Annotated in this window: 25 protein-coding genes; all 25 read right to left on the bottom strand. The window is 39.5% G+C overall.

The genetic code is table 11. The features are described 5' to 3' along the window. Positions 1 to 8: 8 nt before the first annotated feature. Entirely contained in the window at positions 9 to 917 is a 909-nt protein-coding gene (locus G596_RS0109915; protein ID WP_022761690.1) for a CPBP family intramembrane glutamic endopeptidase, read from the bottom strand. Between the two features lie 239 nt (positions 918 to 1,156). Further along, positions 1,157 to 2,254: a redox-regulated ATPase YchF gene (gene ychF, locus G596_RS0109920; RefSeq protein ID WP_022761691.1), complete on the bottom strand. Its 1,098-nt coding sequence runs from the start codon at positions 2,252 to 2,254 to the stop codon at positions 1,157 to 1,159. Between the two features lie 115 nt (positions 2,255 to 2,369). After that, positions 2,370 to 2,783, bottom strand: a complete 414-nt coding sequence (locus tag G596_RS25505) for a tyrosine-type recombinase/integrase (RefSeq protein WP_278246763.1) — start codon at positions 2,781 to 2,783, stop codon at positions 2,370 to 2,372. Then, a complete protein-coding gene (locus G596_RS25950) occupies positions 2,732 to 2,974 on the bottom strand; it encodes a tyrosine-type recombinase/integrase (protein ID WP_278246764.1) in 243 nt (80 codons plus the stop codon). Before G596_RS25950 ends, G596_RS25505 begins: the two co-directional genes overlap by 52 nt. 15 nt (positions 2,975 to 2,989) lie before the next feature. Next, positions 2,990 to 3,499 carry an N-terminal phage integrase SAM-like domain-containing protein gene (locus G596_RS25510; RefSeq protein WP_242829181.1) on the bottom strand — a complete coding sequence of 170 codons (510 nt, stop codon included), beginning with the start codon at positions 3,497 to 3,499 and terminating at the stop codon, positions 2,990 to 2,992. Positions 3,500 to 3,581: 82 nt separating this feature from the next. Continuing rightward, the gene (locus G596_RS0109930) at positions 3,582 to 3,785 is read right to left on the bottom strand and encodes an excisionase (protein WP_022761692.1); all 204 of its coding nucleotides are present in this window, start codon (positions 3,783 to 3,785) and stop codon (positions 3,582 to 3,584) included. A 438-nt stretch (positions 3,786 to 4,223) separates the two neighbouring features. After that, positions 4,224 to 5,162, bottom strand: a complete 939-nt coding sequence (locus G596_RS0109940) for a nucleotidyl transferase AbiEii/AbiGii toxin family protein (protein ID WP_022761693.1) — start codon at positions 5,160 to 5,162, stop codon at positions 4,224 to 4,226. Beyond that, positions 5,149 to 5,829, bottom strand: coding sequence for a type IV toxin-antitoxin system AbiEi family antitoxin domain-containing protein (locus G596_RS0109945; protein ID WP_242829182.1), 681 nt, complete (start codon positions 5,827 to 5,829; stop codon positions 5,149 to 5,151). Before G596_RS0109945 ends, G596_RS0109940 begins: the two co-directional genes overlap by 14 nt. 714 nt (positions 5,830 to 6,543) lie before the next feature. Further along, positions 6,544 to 6,834: a tyrosine-type recombinase/integrase gene (locus tag G596_RS0109950; protein ID WP_022761695.1), complete on the bottom strand. Its 291-nt coding sequence runs from the start codon at positions 6,832 to 6,834 to the stop codon at positions 6,544 to 6,546. Between the two features lie 104 nt (positions 6,835 to 6,938). Then, positions 6,939 to 7,100 carry an excisionase gene (locus tag G596_RS24400; RefSeq protein WP_081646717.1) on the bottom strand — a complete coding sequence of 54 codons (162 nt, stop codon included), beginning with the start codon at positions 7,098 to 7,100 and terminating at the stop codon, positions 6,939 to 6,941. Positions 7,101 to 7,123: 23 nt separating this feature from the next. Then, positions 7,124 to 8,116, bottom strand: coding sequence for a hypothetical protein (locus G596_RS23765; protein WP_022761696.1), 993 nt, complete (start codon positions 8,114 to 8,116; stop codon positions 7,124 to 7,126). Positions 8,117 to 8,221: 105 nt separating this feature from the next. Continuing rightward, complete coding sequence (gene fliD / locus G596_RS0109960) at positions 8,222 to 9,091, bottom strand: flagellar filament capping protein FliD (protein WP_022761697.1); 870 nt, start codon at positions 9,089 to 9,091, stop codon at positions 8,222 to 8,224. Positions 9,092 to 9,201: 110 nt separating this feature from the next. Then, positions 9,202 to 10,473 carry a sensor histidine kinase gene (locus G596_RS23770; RefSeq protein WP_196805215.1) on the bottom strand — a complete coding sequence of 424 codons (1,272 nt, stop codon included), beginning with the start codon at positions 10,471 to 10,473 and terminating at the stop codon, positions 9,202 to 9,204. 149 nt (positions 10,474 to 10,622) lie between these two features. Further along, positions 10,623 to 11,390, bottom strand: a complete 768-nt coding sequence (locus tag G596_RS0109970; protein WP_022761699.1) for a LytR/AlgR family response regulator transcription factor — start codon at positions 11,388 to 11,390, stop codon at positions 10,623 to 10,625. Positions 11,391 to 11,616: 226 nt separating this feature from the next. Beyond that, positions 11,617 to 12,399 (bottom strand): hypothetical protein, encoded by a 783-nt coding sequence (locus G596_RS25515; protein WP_022761700.1) that lies wholly within the window; start codon positions 12,397 to 12,399, stop codon positions 11,617 to 11,619. Positions 12,400 to 12,491: 92 nt separating this feature from the next. Further along, complete coding sequence (locus G596_RS21720) at positions 12,492 to 13,133, bottom strand: hypothetical protein (protein WP_022761701.1); 642 nt, start codon at positions 13,131 to 13,133, stop codon at positions 12,492 to 12,494. 19 nt (positions 13,134 to 13,152) lie between these two features. Next, complete coding sequence (locus G596_RS0109985; RefSeq protein ID WP_022761702.1) at positions 13,153 to 13,827, bottom strand: hypothetical protein; 675 nt, start codon at positions 13,825 to 13,827, stop codon at positions 13,153 to 13,155. A gap of 19 nt (positions 13,828 to 13,846) precedes the next feature. Continuing rightward, positions 13,847 to 14,686, bottom strand: coding sequence for a hypothetical protein (locus G596_RS0109990; RefSeq protein ID WP_155829238.1), 840 nt, complete (start codon positions 14,684 to 14,686; stop codon positions 13,847 to 13,849). 128 nt (positions 14,687 to 14,814) lie between these two features. Then, positions 14,815 to 14,985 carry a hypothetical protein gene (locus G596_RS24785; RefSeq protein WP_022761705.1) on the bottom strand — a complete coding sequence of 57 codons (171 nt, stop codon included), beginning with the start codon at positions 14,983 to 14,985 and terminating at the stop codon, positions 14,815 to 14,817. Between the two features lie 55 nt (positions 14,986 to 15,040). Next, complete coding sequence (locus G596_RS0110005) at positions 15,041 to 15,652, bottom strand: hypothetical protein (RefSeq protein WP_022761706.1); 612 nt, start codon at positions 15,650 to 15,652, stop codon at positions 15,041 to 15,043. Positions 15,653 to 15,834: 182 nt separating this feature from the next. Beyond that, positions 15,835 to 17,205 (bottom strand): sensor histidine kinase, encoded by a 1,371-nt coding sequence (locus G596_RS0110010; protein ID WP_022761707.1) that lies wholly within the window; start codon positions 17,203 to 17,205, stop codon positions 15,835 to 15,837. 37 nt (positions 17,206 to 17,242) lie between these two features. Further along, positions 17,243 to 17,956 (bottom strand): LytR/AlgR family response regulator transcription factor, encoded by a 714-nt coding sequence (locus tag G596_RS0110015; RefSeq protein WP_022761708.1) that lies wholly within the window; start codon positions 17,954 to 17,956, stop codon positions 17,243 to 17,245. Between the two features lie 526 nt (positions 17,957 to 18,482). Then, entirely contained in the window at positions 18,483 to 19,178 is a 696-nt protein-coding gene (locus G596_RS0110020; RefSeq protein WP_026671283.1) for an HAD family hydrolase, read from the bottom strand. A gap of 310 nt (positions 19,179 to 19,488) precedes the next feature. Further along, positions 19,489 to 20,718, bottom strand: coding sequence for an MFS transporter (locus G596_RS0110025; RefSeq protein ID WP_026671284.1), 1,230 nt, complete (start codon positions 20,716 to 20,718; stop codon positions 19,489 to 19,491). A 2-nt stretch (positions 20,719 to 20,720) separates the two neighbouring features. Continuing rightward, positions 20,721 to 21,455, bottom strand: coding sequence for an ABC transporter ATP-binding protein (locus tag G596_RS0110030; RefSeq protein ID WP_022761711.1), 735 nt, complete (start codon positions 21,453 to 21,455; stop codon positions 20,721 to 20,723). Between the last annotated feature and the right edge of the window lie 5 nt (positions 21,456 to 21,460).

Genomic DNA, 21,460 nt, shown 5'->3' on the forward strand with positions numbered 1-21,460 from the left:
CTCCTGAATTATTCTGTCCTTGTTGAAAAGTATCTTGATTTAAATATTAGTATTGCAATGATAATTATTGGCAGTCCGGCCAAAACACCATTTGGTGCAGGTCCTAAAAGCCTGTAGTTGCCGGTATCCGGCACACATAACGCTATCGGAATAGTTGCTGCGGCATTTATTGATCCGTGGAAAATTGCAGGAAACCAAATACATCCGCTCTTTTCATAAACCGCGTCACACAAAATTCCAAGTGTAATTGTGAATATGCAAAATACCAGCATTCCTGTAACAGGGAATCCGAAATAGCTGGGGCCATATTCATATCCAATGAAGCCTATGAGAGGCCAGTGCCACATGCCCCAGATAATGCCGCCGATTATGATGCCCTTTGTTCTGCCGAATTTCTCCTTAAGGACGGGAGACATATATCCTCTCCAGCCTGCTTCCTCACCGACCGCTACGAACATATTTAAAAGCGGTGCATACAGTGCTGAAGAAGCAGATGTAATAAGCATGTATGTCTGATAGGTAAGCCCCTGTGCTTCAAGTGCCTTCATAGCGGCTTCTCCTGCCTCTCCTGAAGCAGCCATTATATACTGTCCTGTCAGATCAAGATGCTTAGGGAAAATAAGGAAGTATATAGCTGCGCCTATCAGTGTAAGAAGAAACGGACCAAACCATGAAAACAGCAGTGTTCCGATATTCCCCTTGAATTTAGGCTTCCAGCCCATTCCCTTAAGCTTTACTCCGGATATCAGTGTTGCAACAAGCGGCACATACATCATAACTGCCATCAGGAGCTGACCTACCGCCGCCCCTCCGTTCTGATACAGCATCCATACTGCAACCTGCATTACCCAGGCGATTATAAATACCCAGCGAAGGTATTTCATTAATTTTGTGTCTGTGTTTTTTGTAGTGTTCATAATATACCTCTTTCTTTGGGATGTAACTTTTATCTATTTGATATCATTATGATATCATTAATATTCTAAATGTCAACAGTTCTTCTAAGCATCAAATATAACAAAGGCCGCAGACTCGAAATTGCTTCGCAATTCCTCATTGAAGCGCTGCGCGCTTCATACCAAAATAAAAGAAGGCACCAATCAGCAAGCCAGCTTGCATTGGTACCTTCTTTATTTTGCTGCGATGCTTTGCAGTATCACACGTTGAATCTGAACAGGATTACATCTCCATCCTGTACAACATATTCTTTACCTTCCATGCGGACAAGGCCCTTCTCTCTTGCTGCTGCAATTGAGCCCTCGCGAAGAAGATCCTCGTAATTTATAACTTCAGCCTTGATGAAACCTCTCTCAAAGTCTGTGTGGATCTTACCTGCTGCCTGAGGAGCCTTGGTTCCGATTTTGATGGTCCAGGCTCTGGTCTCATCCTCACCGGAAGTAAGGAAGCTCATAAGACCGAGAGTTCTGTAGCTTGCTGCGATAAGCTTATCAAGACCGGACTCGGAAAGTCCCATACTCTCAAGGAACTCAGCCTTCTCATCAGCCTCAAGCTCTGAAATCTCAGCTTCAATCTGAGCACTGATTACAAAAACTTCACTACCGGACTTTGCCGCAAGCTCGCGAACTGCTGCTACATATTTATTGGAAGCGCCGTCGTCAGCAAGATCATCCTCAAGAACGTTAGCTGCATAGATTACCGGTTTCCAGGTAAGAAGGTCGTAGGTATTCATAAGTGCCTTCTCATCCTCATCATCAAGCTCGAGCTCTCTTGCCATCTTGCCGCCCTCGAGAACTTCCTTAATTTTATTAAGAAGCTCAAGTTCCTTGGCTGCTGTCTTATCCATTCTTGCTGCCTTGGTAGTCTTTGCAATTCTTCTCTCCAAAACCTCAAGATCAGCGAAAACAAGCTCTAAGTTGATAGTCTCAATATCTCTTGCAGGGTCAACCGAACCGTCAACATGAACCACATTGGGATCATCGAAGCATCTTACGACATGCACAATTGCATCTGTCTCACGAATGTTTGCAAGGAACTGGTTTCCAAGGCCCTCGCCCTTAGATGCGCCTTTTACAAGACCTGCTATATCAACGAACTCGATTGTAGCAGGTGTTACCTTCTTGGAATTATAAAGGTCACCGAGGAGCTGCAATCTCTTATCCGGTACAGCAACGATTCCCACATTAGGATCAATTGTTGCGAAAGGATAGTTCGCTGCAAGCGCTCCTGCATTTGTAAGTGAATTAAAAAGGGTACTCTTTCCGACGTTCGGGAGCCCGACGATTCCTAGTTTCATATTTATCTTATCTCCTTTAAAAGTGTTGATTTTACAAGCATTTCGAGCCATCACCTTTTCAAGGTGTTACAATTAGTGTTACACAGAAAAATAATATATAAGCATTTTTATGAACTTATATAACTTTCAATGCTTCCTCTACAAGCTCGATTTCTTTTTGCTTTTCATCCTCTGTAGTTGTGACGTACAAATTCATAGTTATTCCAATATTAGAATGTCCAAGAAGCTTCTGAAGAGTTTTTGGCTTCATTCCCGCTTCAATGCATCTGGTCGCGAAAGTATGCCTTAGGATATGCATTCCAAATGAGTTAATGTTAGCATTTTTGCATATTTTATACAATGCAGTATCATAAGTGCTATTCTTTATCGGTGTTCCCTTCCGGCAAAGGAATACAAATTCTCTCCACTCCATCGGAATCACTTTAATTGTACTATTCTTTAACTTCTGGTCTTTTAAAATCTTTATAGCTTCACTTGTTAGCGGAATTGTTCTGTATCCAGATGCACTTTTAGGCTCCCGATTCGCCATTCCTTTGTAGAATGCCTATACTCCATAGACCGGCTAATTGTTAGCACCTTCTTTTCAAAATCAATATCTGACCATTTTAGTCCGACAAGTTCTCCTGTTCTCAGGCCTGTCTGTAAAATGAATCTATACTGATTTTCGTAGCTCTGATCTCGTGCATACTCTAGGAAGCGTTTCTGATCAGCCTTCTCCAAGGCTCTTTTTTCTTCCTAAGGTTTTCCTATATCACTACGCACTGACTTTTTGCAAGGATTATGGATTATAATATCATTTTCCTTAGCAAACTCCAGCATATTGTATAATGCTATTCTAGTCTGATACATTGTCGATGTCTTATATCCTTCTTCAGCCATATCGCTAAATATCTTCTGGCAATGAATAGGTTTAACCTCAACAAGAAGCATTTTTCCTATAACTTTGCTGATATTATGATGATATCGTTCTCTATAATTTCTCACTGTATTGGGTCTTACCGTTTTTTCTTTTATAGAAATCCAGTAATCAAAGAAAGCATCTACCATCATTGAATTTGCTTCTGTTATGCTACTGTGCTCATCTATGTACTTCGCTTCATCAAGCCATTTCCTACATTCCTGTAGTTTCTTAAATCGCTTTACTCTCCTTTTCCCTAACTTATCTACAAAGCCTGCATTATAAAGACCATCTTTCTGCTGAGTAATACCTACACCCAGCTCTTTACCTTTTAAGTCTTTTCCCATAATAAGCTCCTTTCGTGAAAAAGAAGCCTAAATACAGTACCTTATATAATACCATAAATAAGCTCCTTTGTGTTACATTTATTCAATCTACTTCTATGTTTTCGTTTATATACTTTTCAAATGCTTCTCTTTTAACTAGTTTTTTTCGTCCAACATAGAACACGAAAGGGCAAGATGGTTTCTTTAACAGTTCTGATAATTTATTTTGACCTATATTGCTTATCAAAGCTGCTTCATCTATAGTCAATAATATTTTTTCACTAATTCTTATATCTTTATAATTCATAAATCAATATCTCCTAAATTATTTTTTATTTAGTAGACAATTGATTTTTTTCATCTTGATAATTATTCTTCGTTTCCGTATATTACGTCTGCAAGTACCCCTTCATCTGCGCGAGCATTATAGTGAACATCCGAATTTGAAATCAGCATCAATTCTAAACGCTCTCGTTCGCTTACACTAATTGCTTCCTTTCTAGTTACCTCTAAGGAGTTCTCACAATACAAATAAATCTTAAACTGCTTTTTATCTGCATCATCCTGCTTAATAAAAATGCCTATATGTATACCTCCTATTGTTTAGGATTATACCTTAATCATACCTCTCGCTGTTTAATATTGGAACTAATTTAGTCCCATTCACTCATATAAAAAAGGCATCACGAAGCTTTTTAACTTCATGGTGCCGATTCCAGATGATAGTCACCCTATCCTTCTCATATTATTTACATTTCCATAGTGCCATAGGATGGTTCTGTATGCGCTCTATGATCTCTGTATCTTCAAAAAGCAGCTCCGGCTTATATTCCTTTGCTATAAACCTTTCCATATATTCCATTTCCTGAGCTGTCGGCTTCATAAGCGAAGCTATGTACTCCTTTGCCTGTTGCTTCTTTCCTTCCAGGTCAAATTTATCCTTCACAGCCAGAACCGGGAACAAATCTGATTTTATTTTTGAAAAGACAAGACTGTCTATGGCTGATGTATCAAAGGTTTTGTTCACTTCCTTTGCCGAGATCGTTGCATAGAAAATGATGCATTTCCTAAACAAGTCTTCCTCTCCTGCAAACAGCTTAATATCAGCCATATTACAGAAGTCATACAAATCTCTTGCAGCCGCTCTACTTATCAGAGCATTGGTTTTTGCCGCAAAGATTTCCATTGCAGCAACCGTCCTGACTTTTATCGGTTCTCCAAAAGCATCCGTCACTAATGCCCTGTCCTCTGGTAATAACACGTGAGTTCTCAGTGAATAGTTGATCTCTATCTTGATCATATCTCTATTACCAGCCGCATTCACATAATTATAATGGAATGCGTCCAGGCTGTGACTGAATCTTGATGCCTCAGAGAGGGAATATCCTTGTTCCGACATAAATCCCTTCAAGATCTCCGTCAGACGTTCTCTTTCATTCACCGTTTCTTCTCTTGTCAGATTTGGAACAAAATCCAAATCTATATCAACCGACAATCTTGGAAGGTTGAAAACAGTCAGATTTATTGCCGTTCCACCCTTAAGCAACAGATGTTCACGCATATATTCATGCGTATTTAGGAAATCAAGAATTGTCCTCAATCGAAGAACCTTCTCAAAGGTATCGCGATTAAAACCATATTCCCGAGCTCTTACATCAAGCTCTCTTCTATTAAATTGCGGCATCTTCTAGCCCTCCGTTTTTCATTCTCTTAATATTCTTTGGATAGACCAACTTCCATTCTCCGGAATAAGCAGGCTCATTTATACCGGTTGCCAGATATCGTTTTGAATCTCCGCTCCTATCCTTACATATCTTTATAAAATCATCGCTTATACCAAGTTCCCTCTGATATTCACTAAAGATAAAACCTGTCTTCTGATATAAAAAGGCATTGTCATATAAGGCCAGATAATTTAACATTTTTGTTTCATCAATACTGTTCACGGACACAACACATGAAAGCACCTCTTCCAGCCCGGCAATGAGATTCATATCCCTTATGGAATCTGTTATTGTCCGCTCCTTATCCGTAATCCTTACACCGCCACCAAATTCCGGAAAAACTATACCTTCCTTCAGCTGTTCTTTTACATAATGATAAATGTACCCATCAAATTCAAAGTCGTGAAAACGTGTCTCTGAGCCAACATAAACCTCATAGAAAACCTGATCGGCAGTTCCATAATATTCAAATGCTGTATGATGTGATACATATGAAGATGGAGTGATAGCACTGGCAATTTGAAATCTGTTAGCCACTGGTCCGCCATTTTCACCGCTAAGACACGTATATAACCCATTTCGTATTTTTAGCACCATATTTTCCTTCAGAAGCTTTTCTAATGCCATCCTTGCTGTCCGTTCACTTGAATACAGGGCATTAACCTCTTTCATGGAAAAAATTGGGTATTGTAATAGTTCATAATATAAGTTCATATACTCGCTCCATGATGTTAATTATTTGTCGGATTTTACTCTATTGCATAGCATTTCTATACATATTTTTAACTTATCATCATAGAGTTGTCTTGTCAAGTTAAGTTTATGTATGTTTTTATCATGTTTGTTGCTACTATCGTACATAATTTAAACCATACAACAACATGGATTCGTTATATTTCCAGTCAGGTACAAATACCATTTTTCAAAATTGATTTGTTAAATGCTAATTTGGGACTTTTAACCTAGAAAGTTACCAAAAATGGCATGAAGTATTCCCTCATAGGACTACCCAAAAACGAGTGCCATCGAGTGCCATATCGAGTGCCACCAAGTGCCACACGAGTGCCATTTTTTATAAAATATATGAATCTTTATTAAGTTATATCAGAGTTGGGATTTCCGCAAATGAAGTATTTATGCAGCTTTGAATAGATTTAATGTTTTATATGGAGATATATGAAAAAGGCGTTCAAATAACGATTCCTAGTTTCATCTTTTATCTCCTTTTTCCCTTATTTAAGGGATTTCTTAACATTATTACTATAAAATCTACACCATTTTACACCAGAAATGATAAGTTTTGATTATTTTTTTACTTCCCAAATTTTTTGCAAAAAATAATTAAGGCTTATCAGCAGCCTCAAACTGTTTAATTGCAAGAAGTAAAGAATCATCAGTCACATGTACATAAGTATCCATCGTAGTGGATAGCTGAGCATGTCCCAAAATCTTTTGAAGAGATTTCGGATTGACTCCTCTCTCAATACATCTGGTTGCAAATGTGTGTCTTAATGCGTGCATACAAAAAGGTTTTATTCCTGCCTTGTCACATATCTTATATAGGTTGGTATCGTAAGTAGAATTCTTAATTGGCTCACCTGTACGAAAGTTAACAAATATCAAGTCCTTCATGCAAACTTCTCTCTCAAGCCCTGTCCTTCATATTAAAAGAAGCATCTTCACGCGTGTATAAAAATAACATAGAACACCCATTTTTTCAACCATATCAGCCTCCGTCAAATGAGCTCCACGTTATTCAAATACTCGTCAAATGCTTCTCTTTTAATCAATATTTTTCTGCCTACCTGAAAGGAAATCTTGTTTAACGGATCTTTACATAATTCCCTTATTCTGTTTATTCCTATATTGGAATACTCAGAAACTTCTTCTACTGTCATTGATGGATTACTATTATCAATTGTCAGGCAAGTTTATTTCGCTCCTCCAGCATTTCCCGACGCTCAATAGCTTCCTCAGTCAATTGTTTCTGATAATCCTTTTTCTTGTAATACTCTTCGATCTGCTTCTTTTGTCTGGCAGCTCTTTGAGCTCTCCTCTGAGCGTTAGTATTATTATTGTTTCTCTGTCGATTCTGAGTACTCTGGTTTCTTATCTGTTCCATTAACTGATCAAGCTTTTCTTCATCCGATAATAGTTCAGCCTCGTGTCCTTTTATAGCCATATCCACATGCTGGATAGTCCCTGCTCCCCCATTCTCTTTTAGGAACATGCCTGTTTTCCGGATCTTTCCGTCAAGAACCTGATCTGCACCATCCATTCTGAATTCTGTTTCTTCTGCTCCAAGGAAAATCGCTCCGACACCTGCATCCTTAAGACTCTTTAACTCATCGCCGTTTTCAGCCTTGTACCACACTTTGAGCTGATCAAAAACCTCATCATTTTCATCTATCCATCCATTTCCATCTATGTCATATTCTGCAAGATCCTTGAAGCCATCACCACTTTTCGCTCCAAAAAGCTCATTTCCATCGTTAATCTTGCCATCTCCATTTTTATCCAGTGCCAGGAATCCGCTTCCTTCACCAAGCGTAGATATCTCATCCTCTTTTCCATCAGCATCCAGGTCAAATTTGAATTTCTTATCACTAAGCCCTGCAGTGTCTGATCCTGTATTTATGATAAGTGGATCAAACAGCGCATCTAGCGGAGAAGCCATCGGTACAAAAACTTCTGACACTTTGCATCGTTCCATAGAGGCGTTCATATCAACATCAATACTTCTACCATCTGTAGTTTTGACTGTTCCCTTAGCTTCATATGTTGTCATTTCCTTCTCTGTTGTTTTATCGACAAGACCAACAAATCCCATGTTGCTGCCTTTTCCCGTTTGGCCGTACTGTTTATCATAATATCTTGACGCTGTACTGTTTATCTCACTCTGATCAATTCGCATATATATTTCCTCCAGATACTGCCGAAGCACAAAAAAGCACCTTCGTTCAAAAAAGATCCCTCGAACAAAAGCGCTTTCCGTAGCTTTAATCTATGTAATTTTTCCTTATGCCAGCCAGTTTCCTAAAAATGATGAAAGTCCATAGTTCCCGGTAAGCCCATAGCTGCTTCCTACCCCATAACTACTCATCAATCCATAAAGGCTGTTGGTCCCATACAATCCATTGCTGCCATAAGCACTGGTTGTACTATTCCTTACAGCTGTCGCAGCCACACTCTGAATCAGTGTAGAATTAGAACGGATTCTCTGACCAAATGAACCTTCCCGTCCAAGCAGGTTTTTGACTTTATCCTTATCAGCTGCCTTAAATTTCTTTTCATCAATGCTTAGTGTTCCATTTTTGCTGTTATAGCTGATACCAATTTCACTAAGAGCATTTTTATTGCCGGCAGCATCATTTTTCATGGCAGTAGCTCTGGTTCCGATAATTGTAGCTGTGCTGTTCTTTGCCTGAGAAACAATGTCATTATATCCATCAACAAGATTCTTTGCACTGTTATACAGCTCATCAGTATTTTTATCACTGTAGATATAATCGCTGCCAAGTGTCTTCCCGGCTGCCTCAGCCTTTACACCGCCCTCAAGCACAGAACTGTTTGCTCTGGCAGAACTACCATAAAGCTTGTTATACAGATTGCTGTTTCCAGTCGATCGGATATTTCCAGTGTTTCCATATCTGCCTGATGAAGAAATTCCAGTATTTATACGAGTACCTGATTCAACAGCCTCCCGTCTTTCTGCCCTGGACATTTTCATAAAAGTATCCGCATAGCTTGCCTGCGCAACAGCCTGACCTTTGGTAAGCTGTTGTCTTCCACTGTTTCTTACGGATCCCGTTCCATAGCCACTCCAAACTGAGCCGGCACCACCGATCCTGCTCATTAGCGCGCCTACATAATCCATCCCAAAATTCATGCGATCACCTCCTCATAAGGAGCTTTTTCCTTTGCTATTTCAAGTATCGTCCATGAAATGAGACAATTAAATAGGATTGTAACGAACGGACAGTTTAATGTAATGAATAGTCATTTTTCTTTTGACTGCAGCATTACCGTAACGATAAAAGTATTATTTCCAGTCTCCACTTTGACTCCGCCGAGATATTTTTCTGCGATGTTTTTTACACTTTTTAGCCCAATACCATGCTGCCCATTATCTGTTTTTTCCTTTTTCCTGCTAACTATTGAGCTATCTTTGTCCCGTATAACAGTTCCATCATAGGAATTTTCTGCTTTTATCAGATAAAAGTTATCTTTTGAAGTCCCGTACATCTTAATAAATCGTTCTTTTTCCGACACCAATGCCACCGCTTCCAATGCATTATCTAAAAGGTTATTGAGTACAATAGCCATATCCATAGCACTGATACTCTTATCCTCAGGGTAAGAAAACTCACACTCAAAGGTACATCCCTGCTTTTCTGCCTGAGTTGCCGCTTCATTTATTACAACATCAGTAACCGGATTACCTGTAGAATATTTCACCCCACTGGCATTCAGCTCTATATCCATTTCACTTAAAAAATCACTTGCATCCTGATAGCGATTATTCTCGATAAAACTCTTTAAAATCATCAGCTTTCCTGCCATATCATGACGCAGAGTCCTGATCTGATCGTGATGTTTTTCAGTAAATTCTATCTTTTTTCTCAGAAACTCCTGCTCCTGCACCTGTTCCTGAAGCAAAAGGTCTTCTTCCTTTAAGCGCCTATACCGCTGCCAGGTTGCTATGGCTGATAATTCACCTATAAAGATAAGCACTGTAAGAATTGGCAGAGTATATCTAAGACTTCTCTTTTCGTCCAGCAAAACAAATACTTCATTTTGTAGCGGAACAACCATGACATCTACAATCATGTATGAAATAAAATATGATACCGCAGAGTAGATTGAAAGATAGACTGCTTCTGTCCAGGTCATATCATACTGTTCTGGACAAATCCTTTTTATTAATAAAAATTCTCCCCACACCATGACAGTCATAAATATTACTTGAGCAAGCATCAGCAAAAACATCCTGAGCCACAGTTCTTCTATCGCTCCTTCCAGCGAATAATCTATACTTCCTATGACCATGTCTGTTATTGAATTAGAAGCTGCTGTATTAGTCAAATGCCAGACATAATATACGTTCTGCCAGAGGAAAAACACAAAGATCATGTGTGGCATTGCTTTTTTGTCATAAAAATAAAATATTGCTGCGATTGTCAGAACACTTATTACGGTAAATAGCCCTTTTACAGGGAAAGGAAGAGAATACAGGCATAATGCCTCAATCGTAATTACTGCTGATAACACAATCCTCTTTCCCCTGTTCAAGACCTCTTTTTTTATAAACAGGCCCATAAAAAAATACAAAAAGATGCCTCGTATCAGAATTATTGATACTCCATAAAATTCTTCTATTATCTTAATTTGCACTTCTGACATATAAACCATGTACCTCGTCACAAAATATGATCCATATATGCTTTAACAAAATCTGCATATTTATATTTGGAAATAATTACAGAATCTCCGCTGTCCATAATGGCTTCTGTCCTTGTGTACCCTCTGATATGGTTCAAATTCACAAGATATCCTCTATGTATTCTGAAAAACTCTTTTCCCAGTTCATCTTCAAATTCTGACATTCTTTTATACACTTCATAGTTTTTGCCTTTGAGATGTACAGTAGTTTTCCGGCCATTACTTTCTACATATAAAATATCCTTGATGACTATCTGTATTGTTATTCCACCTGTCTGGATAGTTGTGTACTGTTCCCCTGCATCCTCTTCATATGTAGCTTCACATATCATCTGGGCATCCATTTTTTTCAGTTCTTCCACTGCTCTTCGAAGTTCAGACTCAAATGCGGCCTTAGATATTGGTTTAAGAAGATAACCGTAAGCCCTTACACCAAAAGCATCTCCCATTCTGTCGGGAATACCGGTAACAAATATGATAAGTGGTCTTGAAGCCCTGATACTGCGGCCACTTTCTTCAATTCTTTCCCCCAGAGTTTTGGCTGCCTCAATTCCATCAGTACCACCCATAGCTATATCAAGAAAAAGCACATCTATTTTTGTTCCTGAATCTATGTCCTTTATGAGGTCTTCAGCTGATGAATACTCCTTTATTTCCGCGTTATACACACTTCCGGAAAGCCATCCGTAAAGTAATTCTCGTACTGCTTTTTCATCATCACAGATTGCAAAACACATTTTTCCCATAAGATGCGAACCTACTTTCCGTTTTGTTGGCAATTACATCCATATCATTCAAAACTAACAATCATAACACCGCTAACAACTAAGTTATCTCTATAAACATAACAAAAAGCTTAGCATGATTTTTCATGTAAGCCTTTTGAATTCCAACTTATTTAATCATAACATTATGTCAACGCTCTCTATAGAGCAATGTTATGAATGGTCGGTTTTATGTCATGAGTGGACATTACTCCTTCTTATCAACAGTTGAAGGCAACAGTGATGAAAGTGCATCCGAATATCTTCCCTGGCTATTATATGTTCCGCCACCTCTTGCTGCAGCATTAGTAATGGCTCTTCCTTTGTCACTCATCTTTGATGCAAACGAATTATACCCGGTGAAAAGTGTCTTTAGTGTTTTTATATCTGAACTCTTAAGCTTATCCTCATCCACTTCAAGCTTATTATTGGCTCCTACACTTATGCCCACCTTGTTTAATAGGTCCTCATTTACTTCAGTTGTTTTAATCATCCATGTAGCAGAACGTAGCACATCTTTGGTGTTTGACTCTGCAGCGCCATCCAATGTTCGATTGTAACTATCCACAAAGCTCTTAACAGCCTTGCCAATGCTATCCCAATCGTACTCTTCAGTTACTGTCTCTTCACCTGTTTCCTCATTTTTAGTAGTCTTCTGCTTTTTTTGCCAAAGAGAGTCCTTCATCAGATTCTGCGCAGCTTTCGTCAATGTTCCTGCATTACTTGCCATAGAAGTAAGCTTTGTAGATGAGTCCTTACCTGCAGCAGCATTTTCTGCTTTCTGCTTGGCATAGTATGCTTTCACAAGCTTTTTGTACGAGCCATTTCGGAGCATAGCATAATCAGAAACACTAAAAGGGCTTGTTGCACTTGTGCTGGTATTTATATTTAGCCCCGATAAAAAAGAGCTTGCATTCTGATTATAATCGCTGAAATCATAATCAGATTTATCATAATAACTACCACTTAATGAGTCTCTTATCGTTGACATCTCCTTGCCCTCCTTTGCTTCACTTTGGATGCAATCTTTTTATGAAAGTTGATAATTTCATGAAAGAGCTTGTATCCATCATATTCCAGGTCTCAGACCTTAATGTCTATCCTTTTTCTGTGCATCATTAGTTCTTCCATCCTCTGCTGTTCTGTAAAAGTCTTCCCATCTATGCTTTGATCATTTTCCATTTCTTCGGCAATCAGCTTATCTTCCTCTGGTATATCTTCAACAGATTCAACTGATTCCATGTTTTCATCCATTTCTTCAAGGTTCTCTTCAATCTCCTCAATGGATTCTTCCATCTCTTCCATTTCATCAGCGATATCCTCAAATTCATCCATGACATCCGCAAGAAGTCCATCGCTCTTCTCCACTCCGGTTGCTTCTTCGATAAGCTCTTCTTTGCGCTCTTCGGGTGTCTTGGGTGCTGCTTTCTCAGCTGCTTCAGCAATCTTCTCTCCGGTCTCCCATGCCTCGTCAAGCATATGAAATACCTGTTCATGGTTGTATTCCGCTTTAACCGCAGCTATCTGATTATCATAGTCTTCAATCATTTGAAGCTTTTTCTTGATATCTTCAATGGACTCAGACTGAATATTTTTCAGATTATGCTTTTGGTTCTCGATAAACGCAATCTGATTATCACGTTTTTGCTGCCTCTCCATTCGGTTCTGCTCAGCTTTGGAAGAAAAATTATTAAACAAATTTAAGCCCTGTACGTTTATGTTCATATACAGCCCCTCCAAAATGTCATTGCTCTGTAGCATTTGCTGTAGTAGCTGCAGTCTCTTCTTCCTTGGACTTGTAGTAATTATCAAAAAGTTTGTTTGCAGCTTTCAATGTTTCATTACATATAGATGGAAGATCTCTCCCCCATGCACCAGTAGCCAAATTAAATCCCTTTTCCATAGCTTTCTGCATCTTTTTCATTTTCTCTACATCATCTCCTGCAAGAGCTGATGCAAAGTCAAAAAGTCTCTGAGAAGTCTGCTTTACGCCATAGTATCCATCTTCAGAAATATCCTTTTGTGCCTGAGCCTTAGTTGCTGCATCAACCTTGAAATTCCCACCAGCCAGTTTTTTCCAAAAGCTGTCATCTGTTGCCTTTCCAAAAGCTGAAACCTGGCCTTCCAATGTTTTCCTGACAATTTCCAGAAGCTTGTTCCTCTGGTCCTCTTCAGCCTGTTTCATCTGCTGAACTATTGCAGCTCTGTCTGCAGGTGACTTCTTATTTATGCTATATAAACCTGCATCCTTTTCACTTGTCTTTTCAGCTGTCTTCTCGTAAACTGCAGCAGACTCTTTATTCTCGTTTGCTACTTCCTGAACACTATCAGTTTTCTTTCCGTTTTCAGTGCTATAGTTTTCTGTGTTCAGCACTGAATAATCAGTATTTTGAATGTTTCCTACTAATCCTGTACTCATAACAAATCCCTCCTAAAAGTCATATTTCTGCATCGACCATTCCACCTACTTCTGTCATGCCTGCATCCTGTACCATCACGGGCATATCATCTCCACCAAGTGATAGCGATACTCCACTATCAAAACCTGATGAAACTGACGATTTCCCCAAATTCTCTTTTTCTGCCTGAAGCCGTTCAAACATTGCCTTTAGATATTTTAAGTCAGCCTTCATGATATCCCTTGCTTCATCAGATCTGTGTTTAGCCTTTAGCTGTTCAAGATCCTGTAGCTCCATGGACCCTGAGAGTGCTTCGGCCATCTCATCTAGCTCCTGATCAAGCTGAGCCGTTTCCTCAGCCTCTTCATACATCTCCTCAGCAGACATTTCCAGCTTTTCCATAAGGGCTTCGAATTCTTCCTGTTCAAGTTCCTTTATTTCTTCATCAGACTGATCATTTTCTAACGGATTTTCCTGTTCAGAAGGCAATTCTTCGTTCATGTTCTGTTCAGCAGTTTCTTCCATCTTCAGGTTTTTCTTTTTCTTCTCACAGGCACGCTGGACCATTTCTGCATGCAGGATTGCTCTTAAAATCTCTTCATCATCGTACTCTCCGGTTTTCAGCTTTTTCTGTAGGTTCCCGATTTTCATCCTGATCCCGATAGAAACCTGAGCAGCTTTTGCGGAAGTCTTGGCACTTAAGACCTGTGCTGAAACCTGCTTGAAGCTATACATTGCCGGCTTCTTCTTTTTTGAGCTGTTACCCGTTTTCCTTGGCCTGGACATAGAGATAGTCCCTACATGATTACCATTAAGGTCATATAGGCGTTTATAGTAATATTCAGTATTTCCTCTAATTTGTAACTCATATCCATACATAGCCTACCGCCTTCTCCACTTCGTTCCGCATACAGTCTTACTAAGCTCACAAGTTCGCTAAGTGCGACTAGCATCCTTGCTTCGCTACGCATACAGTCTTACTTGCTGTTGGTCTTAGCACATGTTCTTTATGTGCTTAGAGCAACACATGTGTTAGCAAATCCGCCAAGTGCAACAAAAAGGATCATTCTGCCCATAATACATACATCTACACCAAATACACTATCTGCATATAGGGTGATGCAAAGGGTATAACGATCCTCATTTACTGTATATTTTATAAGTTGCCATCCTTGCATAACCCCATACTCTTCCGTGAGTACTTAGCTTGATTTCTTAATTTAAAAATCTAAGTCAGGTCTTTACATCAATACTCACACTGACGCCTTCTGCTGCAGACACCTCTGTTCCTGTTGATTTTGCAATCTTTTCATCAATATGCGGAACCTTTGTATTGTGCGTGGACTCTGAAACAACGGAAACTTTCACGCCACCGACATCGATCTGCTGTGCCTTTGCATTTTCTTCGTCTGAGAATCCGGATGCCCTTGCTTGTGCATTTGCAACTCTGTCTGCTTCTTCCGCTCTTCTTTCTGATGCAGCCTCCTGAAGATGCTGTTCCTGCCACCTTCTCTCAGCTCTCTTCTTTTCACGCGCTGCTTCAGCTCTTTCATTCTCTTTCTGCAGGGTCGCATCAGCTTCCCTGGCTTTCTGCATTTCCTTATTAGTCTCAGCAATCTGCTCCATATTGTTATTTGCTATGTCTTCAGATCTTTTCTGAGTTTCAGCCAGTTCTTCTTTCTTTTTTGTGGTATCCGCGCCGGATGCCTCATCTCTCTTGATCTCAGCATCCAAAACACCGGCCTTACCATCCATCTGCTTTTTCACTCCCTGCTGAAGCTGTATCTGTTTCATGGATGTACTGGCAGATATAAGAGACTGAGTCATAACATTTGTTAAAGCCATTACACACACCTCCTTGTATTAAATAATGGAAGTTCTGATCTCACTTCGTTCGCCAGAACACGTTCGGACTAGGCTCAAAAATACTTCGCCAAGTCCTCTCAGCTCTACCAAAGGCTTCGGAAAGTTAATAAAAAAAACTTATAGATTTTTCATGAAACGACCTTTTTCAATCATGAATGGACTCAAATAACCATCATTGCAGTGAATATAACCACGTCTCCCTCCTGTTCAAGCTGGGTAGTTCCATAATACTTTTCTGTGATCCTTCGCATATTTTTCAAGCCAAAACCATGCTTATCACGATCTGTCTTCGATGTTTCCATAAGTCCGTTCTCATCAGAAGACCGCAACAGTCCGTTATAGCTGTTCTTGACTTGGATCATGAACATATCACCACTACGCCAGGATTTTATCTCCACGAAAGATTTATCCAGGTTTTCTGCAGCCCTTATAGCATTTGAAAGAGCATTATTCAGGATAACGCCCACATCTATGGATTCCACTTTACCTTCTTTCGGATAGTGAAAATCATCTACAAATCGTATTCCAACGTCCTCAGCCTGTCTCCGCTTCTCTGAAATCACTATATCAGTGACAGGATTTCCGGTCTTTGCATTTATATCTACAGCATGAAAATCCTCAGACCAGTCATGTAAGTATTGTAAAGCCTGATCACTATTGTTTTCTTTTATTAGATTACCAAGTACCATGATATGGTTATTAGTATCATGCCTTATCCCACGAATATCTGAATAAACTTTCTCCATTGAATGAACATGCCCTGACAACTCGTCAATCTGACTGTTTACAAGAGAGTTTTGCAGTACTTCTTCCTCAGAAGTCTTAATCTTTTGATAAAAATAGATCACTGCAATCATAGTGAGAAAAGCTACCACACCAAATAATGCACGCATTTCATGATATACAGGATATCTATTCCAGAAATATTCACCCGAAGCTTTTTCAAAAGCTTCTTCCATAAATGTACATATCCAGTAAGATACTATTATTGTTATGTACGTTGCTGATAAAAAAGCTAATTCTCTCCATTCCATAAGTTCTTTTTTACGGCTGTACATCGTTTTAATCAGATGTATTCCTATAACCAACAAAGCACATCTTATTACAGCATGAATAGCTTGTGCCAAGCCATAAAGCATAATCTGCTGTAAATCCCCTATCACTTTAGGATTCAAAAATGTCACAGAACATATTAAGTTCCATGGTAAGATTGCCAGTTCCATTGATATCCACAAAAGCAAATACATAGTTATTGATAAAAAAATTTTCTGCGGTATATTTATCCTCTCCGTTATAGCGGAGATAATACATACTGCAGCACAGCCAAGAGCATAAGCAGTCACACCCGAAAAATTTATGGTAGCAAAATATAGTATAGACATCGCCATTGCATAAACCGCTCCGAGTATAACAGCACGTACTCTTTTTCTCATAAATGGTATGTAAAATACTGACACAAGTACTGCATTTAACAATACATTTGCAATCATTGATATCTGATTTACCTGATCCCACATAGCTTCTGTAATCATTTATTCTCTTAACCTCTATAAATTATGGAAAAGCTGCTTACTCCGCTCTCTTTTTGTTGTAATCTATCAAAGCTTTTACAAAAACCTTATAGTTTTGTTTTGAAATAAGTGCTTCCCCCTTAGACATATAGCACTTTCCTGCATCATACTTCTTTACGAATCGCAAATTTACAAGATACCCTCTATGAGTCCTGAAAAAGCCATCACCTACAAGCTTTTCCAGTTCTGAAAGATGTCCATAATACTCAATTTCATCGGTTCTTGTGTGTACGATTATCCTGGCCCCATACACTTCTGCAAATATAATGTCAGAAGCGCATAGTCTTATATGACTGCCTCGTGAGTTCAACATCACATACTTCTTTTGAGGCTTTAATGTAGCTTTGGCTATTTCCTCTTTTGCAGCCTTTATCACGCTTATCAACTTTTCATTTGAGAATGGCTTTACAAGAAAATGGAAAGCTCTCACATCAAAAGCATCAAATACATATTGCTTTTCACCTGTTATAAAAATGATAACAACATCATCACTAATATCACGAAGTTTCCTGGCGACATCCATTCCGGACACGCCGGGCATCATAATATCCAGGAGAATAATATTCGGCATATAACCATCTTGTTCAACAGATCTCAGCACATCTTCTCCTATACCAAAGCTTATAATCTCATCATCCGGAAATGATGATTTCAGCTCCGACATTATTATGTTTCTTATTTTTTCTTCATCATCACATACTGCTATCTTCATAAGGCAATAATCCTCCAAGTTATTCGTATCATAAATACATAAGAAAAACTATGATCTCATCACGAAACGACCTTTTTCATTTCTGAAATGATTCTGTTACAGCAGAAATTATTCATCTGCCTTAAACCTTATAACCAAATATATCATACGTATTCGTTAACAAATGCTCCATATTATGATAATTGTATTCGGTGCGTATCCATCACAGAATGTGCACCTGATTTTGGACATAAAAATAGACCAGTAAGTATCGGACGTCTCCGACCTTTGCTGGTCTATGTAATGATATTTTTCAGTTTTCTATAATGTAATTATTCTATTCTTTGATAGTTAATTCTTTTAATTCATCCCAACTAAACATTTTCCACCTTTTTGCATAATTAAAGGGTTCTGTCACCAGAACCCTTTAATTATGCAGCTATATTTATTCTGCTCATATTTAACGTCTCCGCAGCGGAGAAGCCAGGAGCTGCGCCCGACATAACTTTTCTGTTCATATATAGTATAATGCTATTCATTATTCCCATCAACGAATCACACACAATTTTTCAATAATCTTCAAAACATCATCCTGCGCATATGCATGTTCAAATTCATCAAGCTTGTAGCATGGAACATGTGGCTCAAAAGCCAGATCAGCAAAATACTGTGCCTGAAGGCATTTCATTCCAAGGTCTCTGGCAGCAAAAAGCTCTTTTGATCCACCATCTCCGACATACAGGCATTCCTCAGCAGTAACGCCTAACTTTTCCATTGCTTTTTCATATATTTCATGCTCAGGCTTACATGTTCCCTGCTCATATGAGAGCATTGCTGCATCTAAATATGGGAAAATAGAGCTTTTTCTAATAACATCAGCTTCATCAGAATAACAGTTGCTTATAAGACCAATCTTTATGCCGCGTTTCTTAAGCTCCTTCAAAAGAACTATGGTTTCCGCGGGAGTTCGTTCAAATATCCCTTCCAGGGTCTTCCTTCGCTTATCTGCAAGAAGCTTTACGGATTTCTCACTGTAAGCCCCCAGCATTTCAAGGGTTGTTTTTATCCCTTCCTCTATTGTGCAGTTTCCGCAGCTTCTGTCATGTTCTGTGGAATGCCATGCATTTTTGAAAGTATCGACCTCGATTTTTAAGTCTGCCGCCATGTCTTCGCTAAAATAAGTATCTCCGGAAAACATTGAAACGAGCGTTTCAAACATGTCAAATATAACAGCTTTAGTCATTTTTAGTCCCTTCATCTAGTAAAAATGAAAGCCTCGATAGCAATATCGAGGCTTTCGATGTCCTTATTATATTATTGTTCTGATATTGAGGCAATCATGCAGGCTACTACAGCACTATATCCCTCATCGGACATGGGTGCAAAAGTAAATTCAAGAACGTAGCCAGTATCTGATGTAAAGCTTACACAGCATGCATCCTTATTCTTTATTTCATAAATAATACCATGCAAACCATTCAATGTAATATCAGTAATACATAAGTTAAATCAATATGTTATGAACAGTATCTAAAATCTATATAAAAAAATATTCAACTATTCTCCAGGGTTCGTATATCTCCGGACATAAGAACGGATACCGATGCCAGGGAGAGACATACTCCCGCAATAAGAATAACCAGAGCGGCTCCTCTTCCAACGCCCCGACCGTCGATTTGCCCAAGCAAATCTGCAGCTGTTCCTGAAACACCGTAGGCGACAACATATCCTATCTGGGAAATGAAACCGATAAGCCCCCACACTCTTCCCTGCGCGCCATCAGGCACATTGGTTCTCACAAGATAATCGAGGCAATTGTTCGCAAAAGGAAGAGTGGCAAAAAACAGGAATCCGAAGATACATATAATAAAAATATTCTCCCAAAGCCCGAATCCAAACATAAAGGCTCCCGCAAAGATCAGGGCTGTTCCAAGCGTTTTGACATAATATCCCTTTATTCCTTTTATGCCCAGGAACACTCCGCTTACAAGCATTCCGCAGGCGCAGACAGTCTCAGACACACCCAGAGTTTTGGCATCAGCAATTGACAGGATGAGCGGCTCCGCAAGTATCTGAAGCACTCCCATAAAAAGTGTAATTACGGAAGATATAGCTACCAATGTCAAAACTCCTCTTTTTTCACAGAGAATATTCCAGCCCTCTTTCACGCTTTGAAGGAGTGGTTCTTTCTTCTCTATCTCCTTAGCGCCGATACCGCGTCTTACTACCGCTGCACTTATTACTGTCAGGAAAAATGTGCATATATCAATCCCAAGAAGTAGTTTTACATCGCTTATCGATAGAAGGAAACCTGCTATTATCGGCGAAAGTAAATATCTCGCACTTCCCGCCAGCGACACAAGGCCGCTGGCTTTCGAGAATTCTTCCTTGGTCAAAAGATCGGTAATTGTAGCACGAAATGAAGGTTCAAGAAGTGCCGAGAAACATGCGCTTGCAAAAACTCCGATACATATCTGCAAAAGCGATGCTTCTCCTCTCATCATGCAAAACAGGATATAGGCTACGCCGAGAGCTGAACACCCGTCGCCTATCATCATGAGAAGCCGTCTGTCGTAGCGATCTGCCAGCGCTCCTGCGGGAACTGAGAGCAGCAGTGTTGGAAGAAATCCAAGCAATGTGACCATTGCCATGCTCCCGGCACTTCCCGTCTGTCTGAAAATATATACTCCAAGTCCAAAACTTGTGAGTCCACCGCCCACAGATGATATAAGTTCACCTGCCCATAAAAGTAAGAATTTTCCGAAATTACTCTTTTTTTCCATATTTACCACCCCATACTTTCCAGCCACACAGCTGTCTCCTGCTCTCTTTCTTTTCTATTTTCCGCTTTATATTTTCCAAGCTTAAGCTCGCCCTTTATCTCGCCATCGAGAATGTACAGTATCCTGTCACATATACCCGCAACCTTGCTGTCATGGGTCACCATCAGAATTGTCGTCCCATCCTGATTGACCTTTATAAACGCCTCCATAACTTCCGCTGACGCAGACTGGTTCAAAGCTCCCGTGGGCTCATCCGCAAAAATGATCTCCGGCTCCATTATCATGCTTCTGCATATGCATGCCCTTTGAAGCTGTCCCCCGGAGACTTCATTCACACTTCGCATTGCCAGATCTTCTATGTGGAATTTTTCCATAAGAAATCTAGCTTTACCATAATGAGCCTTGCTGTTTTTCTTATCAGAATGAACTGCCGGAAAAACTATATTATCCTCAATATTAAGATTTGAAAGGCTGTTCATCTGCTGAAACACAAACCCCATGTGATTTAGCCGAAGCTCTGCTCTCTCATCTTCGCTTAATGCTTCTACGTTTTTCCCGCAAAATAAAATCTCTCCGCCATCTACTGTATCCATGCCGGACACGCTGTATAAAAGCGTTGATTTCCCTGAACCCGATGGCCCCATAATTGCTATGAGCTCACCGGGCAGAACTTCAAAGCTTATGCCGTTTAGAATTGCACCTTTCCTCAAATTTTTAACCTTTAATATTTTCTCCATCAACA

It is taken from the genome of Butyrivibrio sp. AD3002 (assembly GCF_000420905.1).
Lineage (GTDB): Bacteria > Bacillota > Clostridia > Lachnospirales > Lachnospiraceae > Butyrivibrio.

Bases quoted from the DNA above. Each gene is read 5' to 3' on its own strand.
- G596_RS24400 (WP_081646717.1), bottom strand. From the start codon at position 7,100: ATGACAGTAGAAGAAGTTTCTGAGTATTCCAATATAGGAATAAACAGA.
- G596_RS0109950 (WP_022761695.1), bottom strand. From the start codon at position 6,834: ATGAAGGACTTGATATTTGTTAACTTTCGTACAGGTGAGCCAATTAAG.
- G596_RS0110005 (WP_022761706.1), bottom strand. From the start codon at position 15,652: ATGGCTTTAACAAATGTTATGACTCAGTCTCTTATATCTGCCAGTACA.
- G596_RS0109990 (WP_155829238.1), bottom strand. From the start codon at position 14,686: ATGTATGGATATGAGTTACAAATTAGAGGAAATACTGAATATTACTAT.
- G596_RS0110010 (WP_022761707.1), bottom strand. From the start codon at position 17,205: ATGATTACAGAAGCTATGTGGGATCAGGTAAATCAGATATCAATGATT.
- G596_RS21720 (WP_022761701.1), bottom strand. From the start codon at position 13,133: ATGAACATAAACGTACAGGGCTTAAATTTGTTTAATAATTTTTCTTCC.
- G596_RS0109930 (WP_022761692.1), bottom strand. From the start codon at position 3,785: ATGAATTATAAAGATATAAGAATTAGTGAAAAAATATTATTGACTATA.
- G596_RS0109945 (WP_242829182.1), bottom strand. From the start codon at position 5,829: ATGGCATTAGAAAAGCTTCTGAAGGAAAATATGGTGCTAAAAATACGA.
- G596_RS25505 (WP_278246763.1), bottom strand. From the start codon at position 2,783: ATGGCGAATCGGGAGCCTAAAAGTGCATCTGGATACAGAACAATTCCG.
- G596_RS0109970 (WP_022761699.1), bottom strand. From the start codon at position 11,390: ATGGGAAAAATGTGTTTTGCAATCTGTGATGATGAAAAAGCAGTACGA.
- ychF (WP_022761691.1), bottom strand. From the start codon at position 2,254: ATGAAACTAGGAATCGTCGGGCTCCCGAACGTCGGAAAGAGTACCCTT.
- G596_RS25515 (WP_022761700.1), bottom strand. From the start codon at position 12,399: ATGTCAACGATAAGAGACTCATTAAGTGGTAGTTATTATGATAAATCT.
- G596_RS25510 (WP_242829181.1), bottom strand. From the start codon at position 3,499: ATGGGAAAAGACTTAAAAGGTAAAGAGCTGGGTGTAGGTATTACTCAG.
- G596_RS0109985 (WP_022761702.1), bottom strand. From the start codon at position 13,827: ATGAGTACAGGATTAGTAGGAAACATTCAAAATACTGATTATTCAGTG.
- G596_RS0109940 (WP_022761693.1), bottom strand. From the start codon at position 5,162: ATGCCGCAATTTAATAGAAGAGAGCTTGATGTAAGAGCTCGGGAATAT.
- G596_RS23765 (WP_022761696.1), bottom strand. From the start codon at position 8,116: ATGCGAATTGATCAGAGTGAGATAAACAGTACAGCGTCAAGATATTAT.
- G596_RS0110030 (WP_022761711.1), bottom strand. From the start codon at position 21,455: ATGGAGAAAATATTAAAGGTTAAAAATTTGAGGAAAGGTGCAATTCTA.
- G596_RS0109915 (WP_022761690.1), bottom strand. From the start codon at position 917: ATGAACACTACAAAAAACACAGACACAAAATTAATGAAATACCTTCGC.
- G596_RS0110025 (WP_026671284.1), bottom strand. From the start codon at position 20,718: ATGGAAAAAAAGAGTAATTTCGGAAAATTCTTACTTTTATGGGCAGGT.
- fliD (WP_022761697.1), bottom strand. From the start codon at position 9,091: ATGAATTTTGGGATGGATTATGTAGGCGCGCTAATGAGCAGGATCGGT.
- G596_RS0110015 (WP_022761708.1), bottom strand. From the start codon at position 17,956: ATGAAGATAGCAGTATGTGATGATGAAGAAAAAATAAGAAACATAATA.
- G596_RS24785 (WP_022761705.1), bottom strand. From the start codon at position 14,985: ATGCAAGGATGGCAACTTATAAAATATACAGTAAATGAGGATCGTTAT.
- G596_RS0110020 (WP_026671283.1), bottom strand. From the start codon at position 19,178: ATGACTAAAGCTGTTATATTTGACATGTTTGAAACGCTCGTTTCAATG.